The organism is Psychroflexus sp. ALD_RP9 (assembly GCF_017311165.1).
In the GTDB taxonomy this organism is placed as follows: domain Bacteria; phylum Bacteroidota; class Bacteroidia; order Flavobacteriales; family Flavobacteriaceae; genus Psychroflexus.
Genome location: NZ_CP062973.1, coordinates 1,687,118 through 1,711,978 on the forward strand (window position 1 = coordinate 1,687,118; position 24,861 = coordinate 1,711,978).

Annotated in this window: 18 protein-coding genes, 1 tRNA gene and 3 rRNA genes; 16 read left to right on the forward strand and 6 right to left on the reverse strand. The window is 36.2% G+C overall.

Annotated elements, in window-relative coordinates:
- The first annotated feature begins 4 nt into the window (after nt 1-4).
- From porV to IMZ30_RS07835, 9 genes are all read left to right on the forward strand, one after another.
- Nucleotides 5-1,180, forward strand: coding sequence for a type IX secretion system outer membrane channel protein PorV (porV, locus tag IMZ30_RS07795; RefSeq protein ID WP_207037762.1), 1,176 nt, complete (start codon nt 5-7; stop codon nt 1,178-1,180).
- A gap of 89 nt (nt 1,181-1,269) precedes the next feature.
- Nucleotides 1,270-1,758 (forward strand): cytidine deaminase, encoded by a 489-nt coding sequence (gene cdd / locus IMZ30_RS07800; protein ID WP_207037763.1) that lies wholly within the window; start codon nt 1,270-1,272, stop codon nt 1,756-1,758.
- A gap of 80 nt (nt 1,759-1,838) precedes the next feature.
- Nucleotides 1,839-2,837: a pyruvate dehydrogenase (acetyl-transferring) E1 component subunit alpha gene (gene pdhA / locus IMZ30_RS07805; RefSeq protein WP_207037764.1), complete on the forward strand. Its 999-nt coding sequence runs from the start codon at nt 1,839-1,841 to the stop codon at nt 2,835-2,837.
- Nucleotides 2,838-2,840: 3 nt separating this feature from the next.
- Complete coding sequence (locus IMZ30_RS07810; RefSeq protein ID WP_207037765.1) at nt 2,841-4,544, forward strand: pyruvate dehydrogenase complex dihydrolipoamide acetyltransferase; 1,704 nt, start codon at nt 2,841-2,843, stop codon at nt 4,542-4,544.
- Between the two features lie 72 nt (nt 4,545-4,616).
- A complete protein-coding gene (locus tag IMZ30_RS07815) occupies nt 4,617-5,579 on the forward strand; it encodes a M20/M25/M40 family metallo-hydrolase (RefSeq protein ID WP_207037766.1) in 963 nt (320 codons plus the stop codon).
- The gene (locus IMZ30_RS07820) at nt 5,580-6,260 is read left to right on the forward strand and encodes an SDR family NAD(P)-dependent oxidoreductase (RefSeq protein WP_207037767.1); all 681 of its coding nucleotides are present in this window, start codon (nt 5,580-5,582) and stop codon (nt 6,258-6,260) included.
- A gap of 5 nt (nt 6,261-6,265) precedes the next feature.
- Entirely contained in the window at nt 6,266-6,895 is a 630-nt protein-coding gene (locus tag IMZ30_RS07825; RefSeq protein WP_207037768.1) for a SprT-like domain-containing protein, read from the forward strand.
- 16 nt (nt 6,896-6,911) lie between these two features.
- Nucleotides 6,912-7,994: a mannose-1-phosphate guanylyltransferase gene (locus tag IMZ30_RS07830; RefSeq protein ID WP_207037769.1), complete on the forward strand. Its 1,083-nt coding sequence runs from the start codon at nt 6,912-6,914 to the stop codon at nt 7,992-7,994.
- 3 nt (nt 7,995-7,997) lie between these two features.
- Nucleotides 7,998-9,446 (forward strand): DUF389 domain-containing protein, encoded by a 1,449-nt coding sequence (locus tag IMZ30_RS07835; protein ID WP_242529647.1) that lies wholly within the window; start codon nt 7,998-8,000, stop codon nt 9,444-9,446.
- Nucleotides 9,447-9,461: 15 nt separating this feature from the next.
- Here the strand turns inward: IMZ30_RS07835 and IMZ30_RS07840 are convergent, their stop codons facing one another.
- A complete protein-coding gene (locus IMZ30_RS07840; protein WP_207037770.1) occupies nt 9,462-10,226 on the reverse strand; it encodes an ABC transporter ATP-binding protein in 765 nt (254 codons plus the stop codon).
- Nucleotides 10,226-10,963, reverse strand: coding sequence for an MlaE family ABC transporter permease (locus IMZ30_RS07845; protein ID WP_207037771.1), 738 nt, complete (start codon nt 10,961-10,963; stop codon nt 10,226-10,228). The genes IMZ30_RS07840 and IMZ30_RS07845 overlap by 1 nt, the downstream gene beginning before the upstream one ends.
- Before the next feature lie 114 nt (nt 10,964-11,077).
- Between IMZ30_RS07845 and pafA the strand changes: the two genes are divergently transcribed.
- Complete coding sequence (pafA, locus tag IMZ30_RS07850; RefSeq protein ID WP_207037772.1) at nt 11,078-12,697, forward strand: alkaline phosphatase PafA; 1,620 nt, start codon at nt 11,078-11,080, stop codon at nt 12,695-12,697.
- Here the strand turns inward: pafA and IMZ30_RS07855 are convergent.
- The 4 genes from IMZ30_RS07855 to gcvP form a co-directional block, all read right to left on the reverse strand.
- Nucleotides 12,689-13,540, reverse strand: coding sequence for a glycosyltransferase family 2 protein (locus IMZ30_RS07855; RefSeq protein ID WP_207037773.1), 852 nt, complete (start codon nt 13,538-13,540; stop codon nt 12,689-12,691). The genes pafA and IMZ30_RS07855 overlap by 9 nt on opposite strands.
- Nucleotides 13,541-13,543: 3 nt before the next feature.
- A complete protein-coding gene (locus IMZ30_RS07860) occupies nt 13,544-14,068 on the reverse strand; it encodes a methyltransferase (protein WP_207037774.1) in 525 nt (174 codons plus the stop codon).
- Between the two features lie 4 nt (nt 14,069-14,072).
- Nucleotides 14,073-15,134 carry a 3-oxoacyl-ACP synthase III family protein gene (locus IMZ30_RS07865; protein ID WP_207037775.1) on the reverse strand — a complete coding sequence of 354 codons (1,062 nt, stop codon included), beginning with the start codon at nt 15,132-15,134 and terminating at the stop codon, nt 14,073-14,075.
- A gap of 161 nt (nt 15,135-15,295) precedes the next feature.
- Nucleotides 15,296-18,142 (reverse strand): aminomethyl-transferring glycine dehydrogenase, encoded by a 2,847-nt coding sequence (gcvP, locus tag IMZ30_RS07870; protein ID WP_207037776.1) that lies wholly within the window; start codon nt 18,140-18,142, stop codon nt 15,296-15,298.
- 104 nt (nt 18,143-18,246) lie between these two features.
- Between gcvP and IMZ30_RS07875 the strand changes: the two genes are divergently transcribed.
- From IMZ30_RS07875 to trxA, 6 genes are all read left to right on the forward strand, one after another.
- Nucleotides 18,247-19,059 (forward strand): hypothetical protein, encoded by an 813-nt coding sequence (locus tag IMZ30_RS07875; RefSeq protein WP_207037777.1) that lies wholly within the window; start codon nt 18,247-18,249, stop codon nt 19,057-19,059.
- 435 nt (nt 19,060-19,494) lie between these two features.
- Nucleotides 19,495-21,020, forward strand: a 16S ribosomal RNA gene (locus tag IMZ30_RS07880).
- A gap of 123 nt (nt 21,021-21,143) precedes the next feature.
- Nucleotides 21,144-21,217, forward strand: a tRNA-Ile gene (locus IMZ30_RS07885).
- 155 nt (nt 21,218-21,372) lie between these two features.
- Nucleotides 21,373-24,208: ribosomal RNA gene (locus IMZ30_RS07890) — 23S ribosomal RNA — on the forward strand.
- Between the two features lie 104 nt (nt 24,209-24,312).
- A 5S ribosomal RNA gene (gene rrf, locus IMZ30_RS07895) occupies nt 24,313-24,420 on the forward strand.
- Together the 16S, 23S and 5S rRNA genes with 1 tRNA gene alongside form the textbook arrangement of a ribosomal RNA operon.
- Nucleotides 24,421-24,535: 115 nt before the next feature.
- Nucleotides 24,536-24,853 carry a thioredoxin gene (gene trxA / locus IMZ30_RS07900; protein ID WP_207037778.1) on the forward strand — a complete coding sequence of 106 codons (318 nt, stop codon included), beginning with the start codon at nt 24,536-24,538 and terminating at the stop codon, nt 24,851-24,853.
- The last annotated feature ends 8 nt before the right edge of the window (nt 24,854-24,861 follow it).

The window sequence follows — 24,861 nt, forward strand, 5'->3', positions numbered from 1 at the left end:
TATTATGAAACATAGTTTTTTATTTAGCATACTTTTAGTTTTAGGCGCGCAAAATATTTTTGCTCAGGATGAAGATAGGCGAGTCGTTGCGACAGGCGTACCCTTTTTATTAATTTCAGGTGATGCGAGAGCATCAGGCTTGGGAGATCAAGGTGTGGCTACTCGTGTTGATGCTTTTTCTCAACAATGGAATGCTTCAAAATATGCTTTTTCTCAAGATCAGCAAGGTATAGCCTTAGCATTTACACCTTATTTAAGAGATATTGCTACCGATATTAATATTGCCCAACTTAATTACTTTAATAGAATTAGCGAGAGTGGCGCCTTTGCAGCAAGTTTAAAATACTTCAGTCTTGGCGAGGTTGAACTTAGGCAAACCGCAGACCAAGTTCCACAAATTGAAAGTCCCAACGAGTTTGCTTTAGATTTAAGTTACTCATTACGTTTAAGTGATGTGTTCTCGATGGGTGTTACAGGCCGATTCATATCTTCAGATTTACGCATTTCTTCGATTGATGGTGATGCATCTGCAGCTAACACATTTGCAGCAGATATTTCAATGTTTTACAGAAGTGAAGAAGAAGTCTATAAAGATTTTAATGGTAGATGGCGAGCAGGAGTAAGTATTAGCAATATTGGTCCGAAAATTAGCTATACTAATGATGATATTGGGGAGAACTTCTTACCTACCAATTTTCGTGCTGGTGCAGGTTTTGACTTTATATTAGACCCATCTAATGTAATTGGAGTTTATGCTGAAGTTAATAAGTTGCTAGTGCCGACGCCTCCAAGAATAGAAACTGACGAAAATGGTGTTATAACGCCTGAGAGTCAGGCTGCTCTTAACGATTACAACGATACAAATGAGTTTTCTGCTATATTTTCATCTTGGACAGACGCGCCAGATGGTTTTAGCGAAGAACTGAAAGAATTTACTTGGGCTTTAGGTGCTGAGTATTGGTATGAAGATAGTTTTGCCTTACGCCTAGGATATTTTAATGAATCTGAAGAAAAAGGCTTCCGTAAATTCATGACGATTGGTGCTGGCTTCAAATATTCTTCTATAACTATAGATGCTTCTTATTTATTTTCTACTTCTCCTATTCAAAATCCGTTAGAAGGCACTTTAAGATTTGGCTTAACTTTCAATATTAATTCAGGCGCTTATTATGAATATTAAACTAAAGATTAACAAATAGTATAAATGAAAAAAGTATCAATTTATTTTGATGCTTTTTTTGTCTATTTTAGTGACACCAAATTTCATTTATGATAAAAAAAACACTAAAAACTGAAATTGAAATCTACGATGGCTTAAATGAATTGTCAAAACAGCATCAAGATTTAATGCAACAGGCACTTGAAGTTAGACATAATGCGTATGCGCCTTATTCAAAATTTAAAGTTGGTGCAGCTATTTTACTAGATAACGGAAAAGTAGTTACAGGAAGTAATCAAGAAAATGCATCTTACCCTTCAGGCTTATGTGCCGAGCGAACGGCTATTTATTGGGCTGGAGCTAATTACCCAAATGCTAAAATTGTAAGTATTGCTATTTGTGCTTCGTCTATTCAGCAAGAAAATCAAGAGCCAATACCACCTTGTGGTGCTTGTAGACAAGCAATTGCTGAATATGAACAAAAGCAAGATACTCCAATTTCAATATTTTTTATGGGTATTAAAGGTAAAGTGGTAAAGGTTAATGCATTAGCCGACATATTACCACTAGCTTTTGATAATAAATATCTTCAATTTTAAATACCTTATATTGGTTTTAAAATCTATTTTAAAATATTACTTTTGTAGTTCATTTTTGGAATCAAAGAAACAAACGCCTAATGAAAAAAATCACAAAGAAAACCTATCTAAAATGGTATGAAGACATGCTATTTTGGAGAAAATTCGAAGACAAGTTAGCTCAAGTCTATATTCAACAAAAAGTAAGAGGTTTCTTGCATTTATATAATGGTCAAGAAGCAATCTTAGCTGGCGCTTTACACGTGATGGATTTAGAAAAAGACAAGATGATAACCGCTTATCGTAACCATGTTCAGCCGATTGGTATGGGTGTTGACCCTAAGCGTGTTATGGCAGAATTATACGGTAAAGGCACTGGGACTTCACAAGGTTTAGGTGGTTCAATGCACATTTTCTCTAAAGAACACGGTTTTTATGGCGGTCATGGAATTGTTGGTGGTCAAATTCCACTTGGGGCAGGAATCGCCTTTGCCGATAAATACTTCAAAACAGGCGGAGTTACACTTTGCTTTTTAGGTGATGGTGCTGCTAGACAAGGCTCACTTCATGAAACTTTTAATATGGCAATGAACTGGAATTTACCTGTTGTATTCTGTGTTGAAAATAATGGGTATGCAATGGGAACATCAGTTTCTAGAACAGCTAACCATGATGATATTTGGAAGTTAGGCCTCGGTTATGAAATGCCTTGTGGCCCGGTTGATGCTATGAAACCAGAAAAAGTCGCTGAAGCTTTAGATGAAGCCATCGATAGGGCAAGATCCGGTGGCGGACCAACATTTTTAGATCTTAAAACTTACCGCTATAGAGGTCACTCGATGAGTGATGCTCAAAAGTATAGAACTAAAGAAGAAGTAGAAGAATACCAAAAGATCGACCCTATCACACAAGTCAAAGATTTAATTTTAGAGAAAAAATACGCTACTGATGATGAAGTGAAATCAATTGACAAGCGCGTGAAAGACAAGGTTAAAGAGTGTGAAAAATTTGCTGACGAGTCAGATTTTCCTGACAAAAGCGTTATGTACGACGTCGTTTATGAACAAGATGATTATCCATTTATACCTCATAAATTATAAATTATGGCAGAAGTAGTAAATATGCCACGATTAAGCGATACCATGGAAGAAGGTGTGGTCGCAAAATGGCTAAAGCAAGTAGGTGATCAGGTTGAAGAAGGTGATATTTTAGCCGAGATTGAAACTGACAAAGCAACGATGGAGTTCGAATCTTTTCATGAAGGCACATTGCTTCATATCGGTATTGAAGAAGGTGATGGTGCGCCTGTAGATAGCTTATTAGCTATTATTGGTGAAGAAGGTGAGGATATTCAAGATTTGATTGATGGCAACAGCTCAGATGAGGCTAACTCTGAAGACAACAGCCAAAAAGATTCAGAAAATAAAGACAGCAATAAAAAATCCGAATCAGATTCAAATAATTCAACTTCTTCAGAAATTCCTGAAGGTGTTGAAGTTGTTACCATGCCAAGACTCAGCGATACTATGGAAGAAGGTACCGTTGCAACATGGCTAAAACAAGTTGGTGACGAAGTTGAAGAAGGCGATATTTTAGCTGAAATAGAAACTGATAAAGCAACAATGGAGTTTGAATCGTTTTATTCAGGTCATTTATTACACATTGGTATTCAGGAAGGAGAATCAGCACCAGTAGATGATGTTCTAGCAATTATTGGTCCTGAAGGCACTGATGTTGATGCTGTTTTAAACGCTTCAAAAGGTTCTGATAACTCATCATCTCAAAGCTCTACTGAAGTTAAAGAAAATAAGACGTCAACTCAAAATAAAGAAGGAAGTAAATCTTCAACTGAAAGTCAAAGTCAAGACAAGTCAAGTTCTTCGACTTCAACCGACGGTAAAGGTCGTATTTTGGCTTCACCTTTAGCTAAAAAAATGGCTAAAGATAAAGGTATTGATATTGCTTTGGTTGATGGGACAGGTGAAAACGGTCGAATTGTTAAAAAAGACATCGAGAATTACCAGCCAAAAGAGACACCTCAAAAAGAAACTTCAACGGTAAAACAAGACGTTTCTGAGGAAAACCAAACAGCTGCAAATGTTGAGGTTTATCAGCCTGCAGGAGAAGAAGCTTTTGAAGAGGTTAAGAACTCTCAAATGCGAAAAACTATAGCAAAACGCTTAGCTGAATCAAAATTTAATGCACCACATTACTATCTTACAGTAGAAGTAAATATGGAGCAGGCAATGGCTTCTAGAAAAAATATTAATGCCATGCCAGATGTAAAAATTTCATTTAATGATTTAGTTATAAAGGCATCAGCAATGGCACTACGCAAACATCCTAGAGTTAACTCATCTTGGAATGGTGATGTAACTAAAATTGCTAAACACATTCATGTAGGCGTTGCCGTTGCCGTAGACGAAGGCTTAGTTGTTCCTGTTATAGAATATGCAGATCAGCAAAGCTTAATGCAAATAGGTACAAATGTAAAAGCTTTAGCAACTAAGGCTCGAAACAAGAAGCTTCAACCACAAGAAATGGAAGGTTCAACTTTTACAGTTTCTAATTTAGGAATGTTTGGAATTACTGAATTTACAAGTATCATTAATCAACCAAATTCTTGTATCTTATCTGTAGGAGCTATTGTAGAAAAACCTGTAGTGAAAGATGGCGAAATTAAAGTTGGTCATACAATGAAGCTTACACTTGCTTGTGATCATCGAACAGTTGATGGTGCCACTGGAGCTCAATTTTTACAGACTTTAAAAACTTATTTAGAAAATCCTGTTACTATGTTAGCTTAGTTGGGATGTTTTAATGAATAATTTAGCTGCCTTTAGATACCTATTTAAAGGCAGTTTTTTTATCTTCACGATATGAAAAAAATACTTTTACTTTTAGCAATTAGCTTTGGTTTAATCGCTTGTCAAAAAGCGACAGAAAAAACAACTAAAGCGGTAACAGCTTCAGCTCCGGCTGAAGGACAAGAACAAAACTTTACCTTAGAAGCTTCGCTTAAACTACTTGCGTCAGATTCGCTTGCCGGTCGTGAAACTGGAACTATTGGTATTGAAAAAGCAGCCGATTACATAGAAAAAGCTTTCAAGGCTTACCAGATTCAGCCTTATTTTGAAACCTATAAAGATAGTTTTCAAGTAAAAGGTGAAAATGCTTACAATATTATAGGTGTAGTTCAAGGTTCTCAACCAGATTTAAAACCAATCATGATTGGTGCCCACTATGACCATATTGGTTATGGTAAAGTTGTAGGTAATGATAGCATTGCTAATGGTGCTAATGATAATGCTACAGGAACAGTAGCTGTTCTTGAATTAGCTAAACATTTCTCTGAAAATCAACCAAAACGAAACGTCATTTTCACCTTGTTTTCAGCTGAAGAAAAGGGCTTGTTAGGAGCAAAGCACTTGGCTGAACGATTCAATAAAGAAGCTATTACGCCTTACTTTTTATTCAATATTGAAATGATTGGGATTCCTATGAGCGGAAAAAATTATAAAGCTTACTTAACTGGTATCGAAAAATCTAACTTTGCTGAAGTTTTTAATACTGTTTCTAAAGATTCAGTAGTTGGTTTTTTACCGCAAGCTAAAAAAATGGGTTTATTTATGAGAAGTGATAATTATCCCTTTTATGAAGTTTTAAAAATACCAGCGCATACCGTTTGCACTTTTGATTTTACTAATTTTGAATACTATCATCATGTTGATGATGAGTTTGATAAAATGAACTTAAGTCATTTAAAATCTTTAATTAATAGCTTCAAACCTGGACTAACAGAACTTGCCAATTCTACTGAAGACCAAATTAAATTAAATTAGATGAAACATATTGTTATAACAGGTACCAGTCGTGGAATCGGATTTGAAATGCTCAAAAAGTTTGCAGATTTAGGTCACCAAGTTTACGCATTATCTAGAAATGTTTCAACAGTAACAAAATTAAATCTAAACAGGGTTTATCCAATAGCATGCGATTTACAGGACGAAACAAGTATTGCAACTGCGATTGAATTTATTCAGTCTAAAACTTCAAAAGTTGATATTTTAATTAACAACGCAGGATTATTCTTGAAACAAGACTTTGAACAAACAAATATCGCCGAAGTTGCTAATGTATATAAAACAAATGTTTTTGGCGTTTTTTCTTTGACACATAAGTTACTCAATTTGTTTAAAAATGATGCACACATTGTAACGATTAGTAGCATGGGAGGCGTTCAAGGCAGCGTTAAATTTCCTGGGCTTGCAGCTTATAGTTCAAGTAAAGCTGCCGTGATTACATTAACAGAGTTGTTAGCCGAAGAATATAAGGATACTGATTTAGCATTTAATGTTTTGGCCTTAGGTGCCGTACAAACCGAAATGTTAGAAAATGCTTTTCCAGGTGTTGAAGCACAAGTTTCAGCTGAAGAAATGGCCAATTATATTGTCGAGTTTGCTTTAACTGGTCAACAATTTTATAATGGTAAATTGTTACAGGTTTCTAATTCAACGCCATAAATGGCATGCGTGCAACATTAAAAAATTATATTCCTCATGCTGCTTTAACATCGGTTATGCAATTAATCGAAGATTATCAGGTTCATTTAAAAATAGTGAATGATCGTCAATCTAAACATGGTGATTTTAGAACACTTACCAATGGAAAGCATTTTATAACGGTTAACCACAGTTTAAATAAATATCGGTTTTTAATTACATTAATTCATGAGATTGCCCATTTAATAGCTTTTAAAACTTATGGTAGACAAATTAAACCACACGGGAAAGAATGGAAGTATGTTTTTCAAAAATTGATGTTACCGCTAATTAATCCTAAAATCTTTCCAGATGAAATACTTCCTTTATTAGCCATTCATTTTAAAAATCCTAGAGCTAGTAGTGATACAGACGCAAAATTATCGATTGCATTAAAAAACTATGACCAAACTTCAGCTGGAAATCGTTTTACTCAAAACGCTTCAACAAAAAATTATATCTTTGAACTTCCTTTAGGTAGTATATTTCAAACTTCAAACGGCCGACTTTTTAAAAAAGGGCATCGATTAAGAAAACGCTATCAATGTGAAGAACTAAAAACGAAACGCCAATATGTGTTTCAGCCAAATGCTGAAGTAGAACTTATAAAATCTTAATCTTAAAATTATTGATATGAATCAAAATAGGTATGCTGTAATTATGGCTGGTGGTGTAGGCTCTCGGTTTTGGCCAGTCAGCAAAACAAGTCATCCCAAACAATTTCATGACATGTTAGGTACTGGTAAAACACTATTACAGCAAACTTATACAAGATTAAACAAGTCTATCCCGCAAGATAACATCTTTATTTTAACCAATGAATTATATGAAGATTTGGTGAAACAGCAGCTTGAAGAGGTTAAGGATTTTCAAATTGTGTTAGAACCAGCGATGAAAAATACAGCGCCATGTATTTTGTTAGCGGCTTTAAAAATAAAAGCCATAAACCCTAATGCATCTATGGTGGTTGCACCAAGTGACCACTGGATTGAAGACGAAGCAGCCTTTGCAAGAAACTTGGATCAGGCGTTTAGGGTTTGTGATGACCAAGAAGCTTTGCTAACGCTAGGAATACAACCTAGCTTTCCTAACACAGGCTATGGTTATATTAAATTTGAAGACGCTGATACCAACCAATTGAGTAAACCGGTTATTAAATTTACAGAGAAGCCTAATTATGAAACTGCTAAACGATTTTTAGCAGAAGGAAATTATTTGTGGAACGCTGGGATTTTTATTTGGAATGTAAATTATATATTGAAACAGTTTGAGCTGCATCAGCCAGAAATGTTTCAGCTTTTTGCACAAGCTGAAAATATCTATAATACACCAGCTGAGCGAGATTTTATACAATCTAATTATTCAAAATCGACCAATATTTCAATTGATTATGCTATCTTAGAACCATCAACTTCAGTGAGATGTATTCCAGCTGAATTTGATTGGAATGATTTAGGAACTTGGGGTTCTTTACATGATAAACTTGAAAAAGATTCAGAAAATAATGCAGTAATTAATGCTCATGCTATCTTAAATCATAGTAAAAATAACATTATCAGAACTGAAAATGGTAAAATTGTTGTGCTACAGCGACTTAATGATTACATTGTTGTTGAAGACGGTAAAGTATTAGTAATTGCACCAAAATCAGACGAACAAGATATTAAAAAGTTACGCCAGCAAGCTATAGATAAGTTTGGTGATTATATAGGATAAGACGTGAGCATAGAACAACAGTCTAACGAAGATAAAGCTAAGCAAGAATCTGAAGCTAAGCAAAAAGAGGTAAAGGAAAGTGCCAAGAAAACCTATGGCAGCATTCGTTCATATTTGCTTCATCTACTTGATATCAGAGATGAAACTGATCGAGACTCGACAATGGATGCGATTATTAAAGACATTCCTTTTAGAGGTCACAATGCATGGATCCTAATTTTTTCAATTATAGTTGCCTCTATAGGTTTAAATGTTAGTAGTACTGCTGTTGTGATTGGTGCTATGTTAATTTCTCCACTCATGGGTCCAATTGTGGGTTTAGGTTTTTCAGTGGCGATTAATGATGTTGATACCTTGCGCCGCTCATTAATAAATTTAGGTGTTATGGTAGGTTTAAGTGTTGTAACTGCGTTTTTATATTTTAAAATTTCGCCACTTACAGAATTAACACCAGAACTTGCTGCCAGAACAGAACCGACTATTTTAGATGTTATTGTGGCGATATTTGGTGGCTTAGCACTAATCATAGCAAAAACTAAAAAAGGGACTATTGCTAGTGTAATTTTTGGCGTTGCTATTGCAACGGCTTTAATGCCTCCATTATGTACTGCTGGTTATGGCCTAGCAGTATGGGATTTATCAATTTTTGGAGGAGCCATTTATTTATTTACCATAAATACCATTTTTATAGCACTATCTACTTTTGTAGTTTCAAAAGTTTTAAAGTTTCCGTTGGTTAAATATGCAAATTCGCAACGCCGTCGTTTTATTGCTAGGTCTGCATATTTTATCGCAATCATTGCTATAATTCCAAGTATATACTTGTTTTATCAACTTTTACAAGAGTCTTATTTTAACCAAAATGCAAAGGCTTTTGTAAAAGAAGAATTGGCTCAGTATGGAAGTTCATTCCTTCAGACTAACTCAACTCATATTAATTATAACTCTGGTGAAAATCCGGTTATAGAAGTTGCGTTTTTAGGTAAAGAAATACCGGATGAAGTCATAGATTTATGGAAAGACAAACTAAAAAACAACGATTACCTGAGTAACACCACCTTAAAAGTGTTGCAAAATGAAAGTTCTGAAAAGTTTAATGAATATAAATATATCGTCGAATTGAAACGACGCGACTCATTAGACTTAATCAGTAAAACAAAAGAAATTGATCAATTAAAAAAAGAGTTAAGCTCTGTTTATACTCAAAAAATAGATGTCCCTTTTGCTGAAATTGCTAAAGAAATTAAACTGAATTATACACAAGTTACCAAGGTGAGTTTTTCTGAAACTTTAGTTACCAATTTTAGTCAAGTAGACACGATACCGACCTTTAATTTAACTTGGAAAGATTCTATTTCAGCAGATACGAAGCAAGATTTTCAAAAGCGCCTTTCAGATTGGTTATCATACAAACTTGATGTTGAAAAGCTTGAGGTTGAAATATCTTATTAAAATGAGCGCTTAAATTTAATATCCTTTTTGTTGAGCAATTTTTACCTTTCTAAATAAATTTGAAGAATAAACAAAATCTGTAACAGCTTTGTTATCTGTTTTATGAATTTCGTCTTTAGTGCCTTCCCAAGCTAAAATACCATCTTGCAAATAAATTATTTTTTCGCCTATTTCAAACACAGAGTTCATGTCATGTGTATTAATAATAGTGGTGATTTGATTTTCTTTGGTAATTTCTTGAATTAAATTATCAATTACAGTTGCTGTTCTTGGGTCTAGACCTGAGTTGGGTTCGTCACAAAATAAAAACTTGGGTTTATTTACAATGGCTCTAGCAATAGAAACTCGTTTTTGCATTCCACCGCTTATTTCTGAAGGAAATTTTTGATTTGCACCTTCTAAATTTACGCGATCTAAAACTTCTTCTACACGATTTTGCATTTCAGCTTGCGATTGCTTTGTGAACATTCTTAAGGGAAATTTGATGTTTTCTTCAACTGTCATAGAGTCAAACAAAGCACCACCCTGAAATACCATTCCCATTTGTTTTCTTAGCTCTCGCCGTTGTTTGACTGAAAAATCTCTGTAAGTTTTATCATCAAAATAGATATCACCTTTAGTAGGTTCAAATAGTCCTAATAAGCATTTTAAAAAAACGGTTTTACCTGAACCAGATTGACCAATAATAAGATTCGTCTTACCACGAATAAATTGCGTGTCAATACCTCTAAGCACATCAACATCACCAAAAGATTTATGTAGGTTTTTAACTTTAATCATTAACTTAAAAGTAATTGAGTTATTACATAATTAGAAACTATAATAACAACACTTGTCCACACAAAAGAAGTTGTACTAGCTCGACCAACTTCTAAAGCGCCACCTTTCATGTAATAGCCATGAAATGAAGGTATTGTTGCCAAAATAATAGCAAAAATAAAAGTTTTAATAAAGGCGTAAATAATATGAAATGGCGTAAAATCTTCTTGCAAGCCTGTTAAAAATTCGCTTGAGCTCAAGAAGCCACCAATTGTAGCAGCAATATAAGCTCCAAAAATACCTATAAACATGGATATACCAATCATAAAAGGATAAAATAGCATCGCTATGATCTTAGGAAACACCAAATAATTGAGTGAATTAATACCCATAACTTCTAATGCATCAATTTGCTCTGTGACACGCATCGTTCCTATACTAGAGGTTATATAAGAACCGACTTTTCCAGCCATTATTACAGATATAAATGTTGGTGAAAATTCTAATATAATCGACTGTCTTGCTGCATAGCCTATTAAAGATTTTGGTATCAAAGGATTTGATAAGTTTAAAGCCGTTTGAATGGTAATAACCGCACCGATAAAGAAAGAAATGAAAACAACAATCCCTAAAGATTTTGTCATTAAAACATGAATTTCTTGCAATATCAATCGCTTCAGCTGAGAGGCTTTGGTCATTTTTTTGAACAAATCTCGAAACATGATAAAATATAGGCCAATACTTTCGATGTAATTCATTGAATTCCCCTAGAATTTTTGCTAAAAATAGAATAAAATATTGAGCTATCAATTTAACTTGCAGTTAATCTTTAATTTTGAAGCTTCATTTAACTTTGTATAAAATCTGTAAATATGAGATTAACCAGTTTTATTTTTTTTGCCTTTTTATCAGGAGTATTATTAGCTCAAAATCAGTCTAAACCTAAACTTATTGTAGGTGTTGTAGTAGACCAAATGCGTTTTGACTATCTTACAAAATTTGATTCACATTACTCAGAAGATGGTTTTAAGCGCTTAAAGCGTGAAGGCTTTGAGGCTAAAAATCTTCACTTCAATTATGTACCAACTTATACTGGTCCTGGTCATGCTTCAATTTTTACGGGAACAAGCCCAATGAATCACGGAATTATTAGCAATACGTGGTACGACAAATTTCACGATGAGTTTATTTACTGTGCAGCCGATGACAAGGTGAAATCTTTAGGTACCGATACCCGCGATGGAAAAATGTCGCCTCATCGAATGTTAACAACAACTTTTGCCGATCAAAATAGGCTTCACACTCAATTTAGAGGTAAAACAATTGGGATATCAATTAAAGATCGTGGTGCAATTTTACCAGCTGGTCACACAGCAAATGCTGCTTATTGGTTTTATGGCAAAGATAAAGGGCATTTTATTTCAAGTAGTTTTTATCATAATGAACTTCCAAAGTGGGTACAAAAATTTAATAACTCAAAGGTTGTTGAAAATTACTTAAACAAAGATTGGAACACCTTTAAAAATATTGAATTATACACTGAAAGTGGTAATGATATTAATAATTATGAGCATGGTTTTGAAGGAAAAGATAACGCAAGCTTTCCGTATGACTTAAAAACTTTAAGTAAGGATAATGGTGAATTTGATATTTTGAAAACAACTGCCTACGGAAATTCTATCATTGTTGATTTTGCTAAAGAGGCAATCAAAGCTGAAGACTTAGGTCAGGATAATTATACAGATGTTTTAACTGTAAGTTTTTCGAGTACAGACTATGTTGGTCATAATTTTGGTGTAAATTCAAAAGAAATACAAGACACCTATATTAGGTTAGATAGAGATATTGCAAATTTGCTAAACTTCTTAGATTCGAAAGTAGGCAAGGATAATTATACTTTATTTTTAACCGCCGATCATGGTGCGGTTCATGTTCCTCAATTTTTAAAAGATCACCACATTCCTGCAGGTTATTTTGATACGAAACAATTAGAGGCTGATTTAAATGAGTATTTAAATGAATTTGGGTATGAAAATGTTATTAAAAATATAAGTAATCAGCAAATATTTTTAAACTATGACCTTTTAGTAACATATAGCAACTTAGTTAAACTTCAACGGGAAATCAAGCATTTCTTATTACAATACCCAAAAATAGACCGTGTTTTTACCCGAGAAAATTTAGCTCAAAGTTCTGCTAGTACAAGAGCCGAAGCTTTAATTAAAAATGGGTTCCATCCCAAGCGAAGCGGAGATATAATTTTTGCTTTTGAACCTTCATACATTTCTTATCCAAAAAAAGGCTCAACACATGGTTCAGGCTTAAATTATGATACGCAAGCACCATTTTTGCTTTATGGTCAAGGTGTAAAGCCTGGTTATACCTATAAAAAACTTTTTATAACTGATATTGCACCGACGATTTCAGCATTGTTAGGTATTGAAATGCCAAATGGGGCAACCGGATCGGTAATTGAAGAAGCTTTAGACTAATTTATCTAAAACACCTTTCCAACGTAATTTGCGAATAAAAATTCCTTGCTTAGAGTCTACTAAATAAGGAATTTTTTTAGTTTTTGCTTTAAAAAAGTTGAGCATAGAAATGATAAAAAATTTCAAGCTTTGCTTTTTATACCCTATTTTTAATGAAGTTAAAACCGCAAGTCCAATATCATAACGAATTTGATGCAATGAAATACCAAATTTCTTAGCTAAAGCGGTTTTGTATCGTGTTCCAGTTGGCTTTAAATGTTTAACCACAAGTTCACTATTAGTTTTTACAGTGAAGCCATAATATTGAGCAAGTAACTCATCGATGGTATCCCAACCCATTTCAGGTTTTAATCCACCAATACTTTTAAAACATTTTTTTGAATAAGCTTTAAGAGCGCCTCTAACATGTTTGTTGCCTGTCAAGTTCTCAAGTTTCCAGCCTGAATTGGTTTTAATTGAGCAAAATCCGCCATAAATTCCTAATTTTGGTTGGTCTTTAAATGCTTGAATAATAGCTTCAAGATAATTAGGAGGAAATATTAAATCAGCATCAAACTTACAGATGATATCGATGTATGTAATTGAAGTTTGCGATAAACCATAATTGAAGGCTTTTACAATTTTGCTGCCAGGTTCATGAGTGTTCGACGAGGATCTATTAATTAATTTTATAAAACTATACTGCTTTGAAAAATCTTCTACAATAGCTTCAGTCGAATCTGTTGAGTTGTCATTAACTACAATGACTTCAGCTGGTAAAAGTGTTTGCTGAATTAAAGAATGAAGTGTTTCTTTGATAAATTCAGCTTCATTATGTGCAGGGATAATAATTAATACCTTCAAATCTTAGTCAACTTTTGTGCAATATACCAAATAATATCTTGGTGTAAACTGTCTTAAGATCGGTCTAATTCCTATTTTATTAACTGGATTTGTAAATTTTATGTGGTCTAAAATTTTCCAACCAGATTTTTCTAATAGCCAATCAAATTGCCAATCCTCAAATTCATGAAAGTGCCGATCTCTAGGGTCGGTTTTACTTTGGTAAGCTTTAGAAAACCAGAGTTTTAGAGGAATACTTGCAAATAAATAAGGCGTTTGGATTGACTTTAAAACTTGATAAGGTGATAATAAATGCTCGAAAATTTCAAATGCTGTGGTTATTTGAGCTTTAGATGTTATAATTTCTGATTGATCGTCGTCTAAGTCTGTTCCTGAGGTGTTTGAGACATCATAGCCATGCGCTTGCATGATTTTAGAAAAAGGATTTTTAATACCTAAATCTAAAATTGATTGCGGTGGTGCTTGGTGTTGTTTTAAAAAATCTAAGGTAAGATTAAAACGTTTTTCAGGATAATGGCGTTCGTACATCTCGTTAAATTTGGTAGGTAATCGCATTAATATTCATCCCAGCACCTACGCTTGCAAACATAATTAAGTCTCCTTTTTCGAATTCTTGACCGCCGTAATAACCCAGTAAGTATAAATCGTAAAGTGTTGGTATTGTTGCTACACTGCTATTTCCAAGTTCACTTATACTCATCGGCATGATGTCTTCTGGCATTTCAGTTTTATAAAGCTTATAAAAGCGTTTCACAATGGCTTCATCCATTTTTTCATTAGCTTGATGAATAAAAATTCGTTTTATTTGGTCAATACTTTGTCCACTTTCATCTAAGCAAGCTTTCATGGCTTCAGGAACTTTAGTTAGCGCGAAATTATAGATTTTACGGCCATACATTTTTATGTAGCCGCGGTTGTCTAGTCTTTGAGGTGAGTTAGATTTATCAAAATAAATATATTTTGCCTCATTTAAACTATAGGTTGCACTTTGATGAGAAAGGATACCGCCATTCTCTTCAGTTGACTCTAAAATTGTTGCGCCAGCACCATCAGCATATATCATAGAGTCGCGATCATGAGGGTCTATTACACGAGATAGTGTTTCTGCACCAATTACTAATGTTCGCTTTGCTAAACCGGCATCTATAAAAGCTTTAGATTGTATACAGCCTTCTATCCATCCTGGGCAACCAAACACTAAATCATAGGCTACACATTTAGGATTTTTAATCTTTAAAATTTGCTTAACTCTAGAGGCAATACTTGGTACAATATCTGTTTGTTGTGTTTGATGCTCGACATCTCCAAAATTATGGGCTACAATAATATAGTCTATTTCTTCTTGATTAATGCCTGCATTTGTAATTGCTTTTTGAGCTGCAAATGCTGCGATATCTGAAGTTTTCATATCATTATCGGCATAACGGCGCTCCGCAATACCAGTGATGGCTTTAAACTTTTTTATAATTTCATCAGGGTGTGCATCAAACTTTGATTCATCTAAAGTGTAAAATTGGTTACTTAAAAAATCTTGATTGGTCTTAATGTTTTTTGGAACATAGCTGCCCACTCCTGTAATTTTTACATATGCCATACTAAACTTGTTTTAGATACATCAAAGTTGATTTAAAAATAATAACTTATCAATGAATTTGCGATTAATTTTTTTAAGTGTTAAAAAAATATAGTATATCAAAAATAAAAGCCTTCTTGTTAATGATTTATCAAGAAGGCTTATAGATGTTTGATGACTAATTATGAAATGTAATCTTCAATTGGAGCACAAGTACACATTAAATTTCTATCACCGAATGCTTCATCAACTCTTCTAACCGTTGGCCAAAATTTGTTAGATTTTAAGTAATCTAAAGGAAAAGCTGCTTTTTGTCTAGAATATGGGAAAATCCATTCATTTGAAGTTAACATTTCTTGCGTATGTGGTGCATTTTTAAGAACATTGTTAGATTCGTCTTTAGTGCATGTTTCAATTTCTTTACGAATTGAAATCATAGCTTTACAAAAGCGATCTAATTCTTCTTTGTTTTCGCTCTCAGTCGGCTCAATCATCATCGTTCCAGCCACTGGGAAAGAAACAGTTGGGGCATGAAAACCATAATCAATTAAACGTTTAGCGATGTCTTTTACCTCGATGCCATAAGCTTTAAAAGCACGACAATCAATAATCATTTCGTGTGCAACTCTACCACGTTCGCCAGAATATAATGTTGGGTAGAAGTCATTCAGTTTAGATTTAATATAATTGGCATTTAATATGGCAGTTTCAGTAGATTTTCTTAAACCTTCTTCGCCGAGCATTCTTATGTAGGCATAAGAAATTAAACAAACTAAAGATGATCCAAAAGGTGCTGCTGAAATAGCAGATATTGCTTGCTCGCCACCTGTTTCAATAATCGGATTATTAGGTAAAAATGGCTTTAATTGTTTGGCTACACATATAGGACCAACGCCAGGACCGCCACCACCATGAGGAATAGCAAAAGTTTTATGTAAATTTAGGTGGCAAACATCAGCACCAATTTGACCAGGACTGGTTAAGCCAACTTGTGCATTCATATTAGCTCCGTCCATATAAACTTGACCGCCATGATCATGAATAATTTTAGTAATATCTTTTATTGCAGATTCAAAAACACCATGTGTTGAAGGATAAGTCACCATTAACGCTGCAAGATTCTCACTATATTTTTCAGCTTTAGCCTTTAAATCGTCAACATCAATATTTCCTTTCTCATTTGCTTTTACCACGACAACCTTCATTCCTGCCATAACTGCACTTGCAGGGTTGGTACCATGTGCAGATGATGGAACTAAGCATATATTTCTATGGCTTTGGTTATTTGATTGATGATAAGCACGAATAACCATTAAACCAGCATATTCGCCTTGTGCACCAGAATTAGGTTGAAGTGAGGTTGCCGAAAAACCTGTGATTTCAGTTAAGTAGTTTTCTAAGGCTCTTAACATAATTTGGTAACCTTTGGCTTGCTCTTTCGGTGCAAACGGGTGAATATTGCCCCATTGTGGGTTAGAAAGCGGTAACATTTCTGAAGCAGCGTTTAACTTCATTGTACATGAACCTAGAGAAATCATAGAATGATTTAAGGCTAAATCTTTTCGTTCTAGTGATTTGATGTAACGCATTAATGCTGTCTCTGAATGGTAGCGATTAAAAACATCATGAGTTAAAAACTTAGTTTCCCTCGCTAGCTCATGTTGATCAATAATAGATTCAACTGAAAATGAAATCGGTTTCGAAGTGCTAGAGTTTGCATTAGCAAAGACATCAATAATTGTATTTAAATCCTCAACTGAAGTCGTTTCATTTATTGAAATACAAACAGTTTCTTCATCAGGATAGTAAAAGTTAATACCATGTTGTTCAGCTAAAGTCTTGATTTTTTGAGCTTCAGCTTTAATTTGAATAGTGTCAAAGTATAGGCTATTGACTTGATAATATCCTAGTTTTTCAAGTTCATTAGTGAGGTTGACAGTTTTATGATGAATTGTGTTAGCGATGTGTTTTAATCCTTCAGGCCCATGATATACTGCATACATACCTGCCATTACTGCTAAAAGTACTTGTGCTGTGCAAATATTTGAAGTCGCCTTATCACGTTTAATATGTTGTTCACGAGTTTGTAGAGCCATACGTAAACCAAAGTTTCCATCTAGGTCTTTAGTGACACCAATAATACGGCCAGGAATATGACGTTTGTAGGCTTCTTTTGTTGCAAAATAAGCTGCATGCGGGCCACCGTAACCTAATGGGATTCCAAAACGTTGTGTTGTGCCAACCACAACGTCTGCACCCCAATCTCCAGGAGCTTGAAGTTTAACCAGACTCAATATATCAGCGGCAACAGCAACTTTTATATCGTTTTCAATGGCTTTTTTTGTGAAGCCTTCAAAGTCAGTAATTTGTCCATGTTTACCAGGGTATTGTAATAAAGCTCCGAAAAATTCTTTTGAGAAGGTAAATTCATCAGGGTTTCCAACAACAAGTTCTATACCTAAAGGCTCTGAACGTGTTTCTAGTAGTGCTAAAGTTTGAGGTAAAACCTGACTATCTATAAAAAACTTGATTACTTTATTTTTTTTCTGTTCGCGATTACGAACAGCAAAGAGTAAGTTCATAGCTTCTGCTGCTGAAGTAGCTTCATCAAGTAGCGATGCATTAGCTAACTCCATTCCTGTTAAGTCTGAGACCATGGTCTGAAAGTTGAGCAATGCTTCTAGTCGGCCCTGAGCAATTTCAGCTTGATAAGGTGTGTAAGCTGTGTACCAGCCTGGATTTTCTAATATGTTTCTTTGAATCACTGCAGGCATTACAGATTCGTGATACCCTAAACCTATAAATGATTTAAAAACCTTATTTTGCTTTGATAAATTATTGATATGATTTGAAAACTCATATTCACTTAAAGCATCAGGTAGATTTAGAGGTTGATCCAGCTTAATGTCGTCTGGAATAGTTTCATAAATGAGTTGCTCAAGTGAGTTAACACCAATGTTATCAAGCATATCTCGGACTTCAGCCTGACTAGGCCCAATATGGCGTAATGCAAATGATTCTGTGTTCATTACAAACTTTTTAAAAATTTGCTCACAAAAATACATTATTTAAAAGAAAACACTTGTTAAAAGATACTGTATAATAGTTAAGTTTAATGGTTTAATTTTGTGGAATGAGCTTTATCAAAAGATTGTTTGATTTTTACATTAATGCTAGTGTTCATGTTGCGCTTGCTGTTGTTGCTTTTACTTATATCACATCTTTGTCTTTTAATTATGTTCTAGATTTAAATTTAGCCATAGTAATTTTTTGCTCAACAATAATAGGTTACAATTTCGTGAAGTATGCGGGCATTGCTAAGTTTCACTATCTTAGTTTGACTAAAAACCTACAGTTAATCCAGTTATTTTCTTTAGTTGTATTTATTACTTTACTATTTTTTATTTTTAATTGTAGCTGGCAAGAACTACTGCTTTTAGTTTTTATAAGTCTACTTACAATCGCCTATGCTATCCCTTTTTTGCCAAAAGCTAAAAATTTGAGGACTATAAAAGGGTTAAAGATATTTATTATAGCTTTGGTGTGGACCTTAACTACAGTTTTACTTCCTTTAGTAAATTCTATCATTATTATTGATTTTCATCAACTATGTTTTTTTAGTTTACATCGATTTGTTTTAATATTAATCCTTTTAATACCTTTTGAGATACGTGATGTTAATTATGATGATGCTCAACTGAAAACTTTACCTCAAATGATGGGTGTTCAACTTTCAAAAGCTATAGGGATTTTTTTGGTATTTGCGCAATTAGGTTTAGCAATAGGGTTTAGCCTTAATTACAATTTATTTATTTTAATCTTTATATCAGTAATCCTTTTGTTAGCCATTATTGCTTCAGATTTGATTAAATCAAATTATTTCACATCATATTATGTAGAGTCAATACCGATATTATGGTATTTGAGTGAGTTATTGATCAAATAGTTTTATTGATGAATTTCGAATTAATTTTTCTAGTAAATATTTGTAGGATAATTAATTAGGGATTTATTTCCAAAAACGCGTTAAAAAAGTTTTGTTATTGTGGATAAAGGTTGTAGTTTTGCGCCCCGCAATTGAGTTGTGAAGTTCTAAATTATTTGCGGAGTAAGTTTTTAAATATTTTTTAGTTGAAAGCTTGTTATGTTAGAAAATAGTTTTACATTTGCACTCGCAAAAATAGAAATATAGGTAGATTATTGATTTGGTTTACTTGTTCAAAAGAATTTTAAAAGTTCGTTGAAATATTGGATTGACAAGTTGTAAATTTCGTAAGAGATTTATGATTAAAAATGAAGCATTAAGACTAGAAGTTAAATTTTGAGTTAAGGACTTTTTAGGTAGTTGTAATTTTAATAGGTTAAGATAAATTAAGAAACAACGATGAAGAGTTTGATCCTGGCTCAGGATGAACGCTAGCGGCAGGCTTAACACATGCAAGTCGAGGGGTAACAATGGTGCTTGCACCAGTTGACGACCGGCGGATGGGTGCGTAACGCGTATACAATTTGCCTTACAGAGAGGGATAGCCCGAAGAAATTTGGATTAATACCTCATAGTATCTAAGAGAGGCATCTTTTTTAGATTAAACATTTATGGCTGTAAGATGAGTATGCGTCCTATTAGCTAGTTGGTATGGTAACGGCATACCAAGGCGACGATAGGTAGGGGTCCTGAGAGGGAGATCCCCCACACTGGTACTGAGACACGGACCAGACTCCTACGGGAGGCAGCAGTGAGGAATATTGGACAATGGGCGAGAGCCTGATCCAGCCATGCCGCGTGCAGGAAGACTGCCCTATGGGTTGTAAACTGCTTTTATACAGGAAGAAAAAGGTGTACGTGTACGCTGTTGACGGTACTGTATGAATAAGAATCGGCTAACTCCGTGCCAGCAGCCGCGGTAATACGGAGGATTCAAGCGTTATCCGGAATCATTGGGTTTAAAGGGTCCGTAGGCGGAATGATAAGTCAGTGGTGAAAGTTTGTGGCTCAACCATAAAATTGCCATTGATACTGTTGTTCTTGAGTTATTATGAAGTGGTTAGAATGTGTAGTGTAGCGGTGAAATGCATAGATATTACACAGAATACCGATTGCGAAGGCAGATCACTAATAATACACTGACGCTGATGGACGAAAGCGTAGGTAGCGAACAGGATTAGATACCCTGGTAGTCTACGCAGTAAACGATGGTTACTAGCTGTTCGAGCCAATTGCGGTTTGAGTGGTTAAGCGAAAGTGATAAGTAACCCACCTGGGGAGTACGTTCGCAAGAATGAAACTCAAAGGAATTGACGGGGGCCCGCACAAGCGGTGGAGCATGTGGTTTAATTCGATGATACGCGAGGAACCTTACCAGGGCTTAAATGCAGTTTGACAGGGATAGAAATATCTTTTTCTTCGGACAAATTGCAAGGTGCTGCATGGTTGTCGTCAGCTCGTGCCGTGAGGTGTCAGGTTAAGTCCTATAACGAGCGCAACCCCTTTGGTTAGTTACCAGCGAGTCATGTCGGGGACTCTAGCCATACTGCCAGTGTAAACTGAGAGGAAGGTGGGGATGACGTCAAATCATCACGGCCCTTACGTCCTGGGCTACACACGTGCTACAATGGTAGGGACAGAGAGCAGCCACTACGCGAGTAGGAGCGAATCTACAAACCCTATCACAGTTCGGATCGGAGTCTGCAACTCGACTCCGTGAAGCTGGAATCGCTAGTAATCGCAGATCAGCCATGCTGCGGTGAATACGTTCCCGGGCCTTGTACACACCGCCCGTCAAGCCATGGAAGCTGGGGGTGCCTGAAGTCGGTCGCCGTGAGGAGCCGCCTAGGGTAAAACTAGTAACTGGGGCTAAGTCGTAACAAGGTAGCCGTACCGGAAGGTGCGGCTGGAATACCTCCTTTTTAAGAGCTATAGAGTTATGGTTATCTAGATGTTAAGGTTGTTAACATATAAGTTTAATAACTAGTTTTAATGCTTTGTCAATTCATGTTATTAAAGGTTTTTACAATAGTACCGAAAGACCAAGTCTCATAGCTCAGCTGGTTAGAGCGCTACACTGATAATGTAGAGGTCGGCAGTTCGAGTCTGCCTGAGACTACTTTTAATTAGAGAATTTGATTAGTTTTAATTTTTCTGTCTAAAGCATCAAATTGATAGTTTGATAATTGTAAAAGTTCATTGACATATTGGGATAAAATAAGAGAGACGCGAGTTTTTTTTAGAGAAATAAATAAGAGAGAATATTAAGAGTTATAATAAGCTTATTAAGGGCGTATGGGGGATGCCTAGGCTCTCAGAGGCGAAGAAGGACGTGACAAGCTGCGAAAAGCTGTGGGGATTGGCACATACGAATTGATCCGCAGATATCCGAATGGGGCAACCTGCTATGTTGAAGGCATAGTATCTACTTAAGGTAGAGGCTAACCTGGTGAACTGAAACATCTAAGTAACCAGAGGAAGAGAAAACAATAGTGATTTTGCGAGTAGCGGCGAGCGAAAGTGAAACAGCCCAAACCATATATGTTTCGGCATATATGGGGTTGTAGGACTACGATATTTAATTATACTGTAATTAGAATTAGCTGGAAAGCTAAACCGAAGAAGGTGAAAGTCCTGTATAGGTAAAGGTTTAATTAATAGTAGTATCCTGAGTAGTGTGGGGCACGAGAAACCTTGCATGAATCAAGCGGGACCATCCGCTAAGGCTAAATACTACTGAGAGACCGATAGTGAACTAGTACCGTGAGGGAAAGGTGAAAAGAACCTTGAATAAAGGAGTGAAATAGAACCTGAAACCATACGCTTACAAGCGGTCGGAGCCTTTAGGGGTGACGGCGTGCCTTTTGCATAATGAGCCTACGAGTTACCGGTGTTAGCAAGACTAATTGATTCAGTCAAGTAGTCGTAGCGAAAGCGAGTCTGAATAGGGCGATTAAGTTAGCATTGGTAGACGCGAAACCGTGTGATCTACCCTTGGGCAGGTTGAAGCTTTGTTAACCCAAAGTGGAGGACCGCACCCGTTGACGTTGAAAAGTCTTGGGATGACCTGAGGGTAGGGGTGAAAGGCCAATCAAACTCGGAAATAGCTCGTACTCCCCGAAATGCATTTAGGTGCAGCGATAGTAATAGTTTTATAGAGGTAGAGCTACTGATTGGATGCGGGGGCTTCACCGCCTACCAATTCCTGACAAACTCCGAATGCTATAAAATGATAGCTATCAGTGAGGGCATGGGTGCTAAGGTCCATGTCCGAGAGGGAAAGAACCCAGAGCATCAGCTAAGGTCCCTAAATATATACTAAGTTGAATAAACGCGGTCTAACTGCATAGACAGCTAGGATGTTGGCTTGGAAGCAGCCATTCATTTAAAGAGTGCGTAACAGCTCACTAGTCGAGCGGTCAGGCATGGATAATAATCGGGCATAAGTATATTACCGAAGCTATGCTTTCATAGATATAATTTATGAGAGGTAGGGGAGCATTCTAAACGGCGTAGAAGGTGTACTGTAAGGTATTCTGGAGTGTTTAGAAAAGAAAATGTAGGCATAAGTAACGATAATGCGGGCGAGAAACCCGCACACCGAAAGACCAAGGATTCCTCAGCTATGCTAATCAGCTGAGGGTTAGTCGGGGCCTAAGGCGAACCCGAAAGGGGTAGTCGATGGACAAGCAGTTAATATTCTGCTACCTGCTTTATATTAAAAGAGACGGAAGAGCAAATCTAGTGCGTGCAGACGGAATTGCACGTTGAACCATATGTAAGTATGGGATAGTACGCCAAAGCTACGGTGGCGGTGATAATCTAGAGGCGGTCTTTCCAAGAAAATCGAATAAAGCAGCCCGTACCGTAAACCGACACAGGTAGTTGGGATGAGAAATCTAAGGTGCTCGAGAGATTCATGGCTAAGGAACTAGGCAAAATGGGCCCGTAACTTCGGGAGAAGGGTCGCCCCACTTCGGTGGGGCCGCAGTGAAGAGGTCCAGGCGACTGTTTATCAAAAACACAGGGCTCTGCGAAATTGAGAGATGACGTATAGGGCCTGACACCTGCCCGGTGCTGGAAGGTTAAGAGGAGATGTTATCTTCGGAGAAGCATTGAATTGAAGCCCCAGTAAACGGCGGCCGTAACTATAACGGTCCTAAGGTAGCGAAATTCCTTGTCGGGTAAGTTCCGACCTGCACGAATGGTGCAACGATCTGGACACTGTCTCAGCCATGAGCTCGGTGAAATTGTAGTATCGGTGAAGATGCCGATTACCCGCTGTGGGACGAAAAGACCCCGTGAACCTTTACTATAGCTTAGTATTGACTTTGGATAAGTGATGTGTAGGATAGGTGGGAGACATTGAAGCGGTATCGCTAGGTATCGTGGAGTCATTGTTGAAATACCACCCTTTACTTGTTTGAAGCCTAATCCCTAAATAGGGAGACATTACTTGGTGGGTAGTTTGACTGGGGTGGTCGCCTCCAAAATAGTAACGGAGGCTTCTAAAGGTTCCCTCAGCACGCTTGGTAACCGTGCGTAGAGTGCAATGGCATAAGGGAGCTTGACTGAGAGACCTACAAGTCGATCAGGTACGAAAGTAGAGCATAGTGATCCGGTGGTTCCGCATGGAAGGGCCATCGCTCAAAGGATAAAAGGTACTCCGGGGATAACAGGCTGATCTCCCCCAAGAGCTCACATCGACGGGGGGGTTTGGCACCTCGATGTCGGCTCGTCACATCCTGGGGCTGGAGAAGGTCCCAAGGGTTGGGCTGTTCGCCCATTAAAGTGGCACGCGAGCTGGGTTCAGAACGTCGTGAGACAGTTCGGTCTCTATCTACAGTGGGCGTTAGAAATTTGCGTGGATCTGACTCTAGTACGAGAGGACCGAGTTGGACAAACCTCTGGTGTATCTGTTGTTCCGCCAGGAGCATTGCAGAGTAGCTACGTTTGGCAGGGATAAGCGCTGAAAGCATATAAGCGCGAAACCCACCACAAGATGAGATTTCTTTAAAGGGTCGTTGAAGACGACAACGTTGATAGGCTACAGGTGTAAAGGCAGTAATGTCATAGCCGAGTAGTACTAATTACCCAAAAGCTTATTATAACAGCTCTTTTAATGAATTTTAATAATAAAAGTTAGTATCTAACTTATTTTATCACCGATTATGTCAACTCATACTGTTTAATTATTATGTAAACAGATCAACTTAAGGTGGTTATAGCAACGAGGCTCACCTCTTCCCATTCCGAACAGAGAAGTTAAGCTCGTTAGCGCCGATGGTACTACAATCGTGGGAGAGTAGGTCGCCGCCTTCCTTTTAACTAAACCCCCTTTAGAATAATAATCTAAAGGGGGTTTTTATTTTTTAGTATTTACTCTTCCATACTATTTATGTATCTAATATTTAGTATTTTTGTAAAAAATAATATTATGGCATTAGAAATAAAAGATTCAAATTTTGAAGAAAAAGTTTTAAATAGTGAAAAACCTGTATTAGTAGACTTTTGGGCAGCTTGGTGTGGACCTTGTCGAATGTTAGCTCCTATCATTGATGAACTTTCAAATGAATATGATGGCAAAGCTATAATTGGTAAAGTAGATGTCGATGAAAATCAAGAGTTCGCTGCTAAATACGGTGTTAGAAATATTCCGACTGTTTTAGTTTTTAAGAATGGTGAGTTAGTTAAACGTCAAGTAGGTGTTGCACAAAAGGAAACATATGTTGAAATATTAGATAGTAATTTGTAATTTATCTG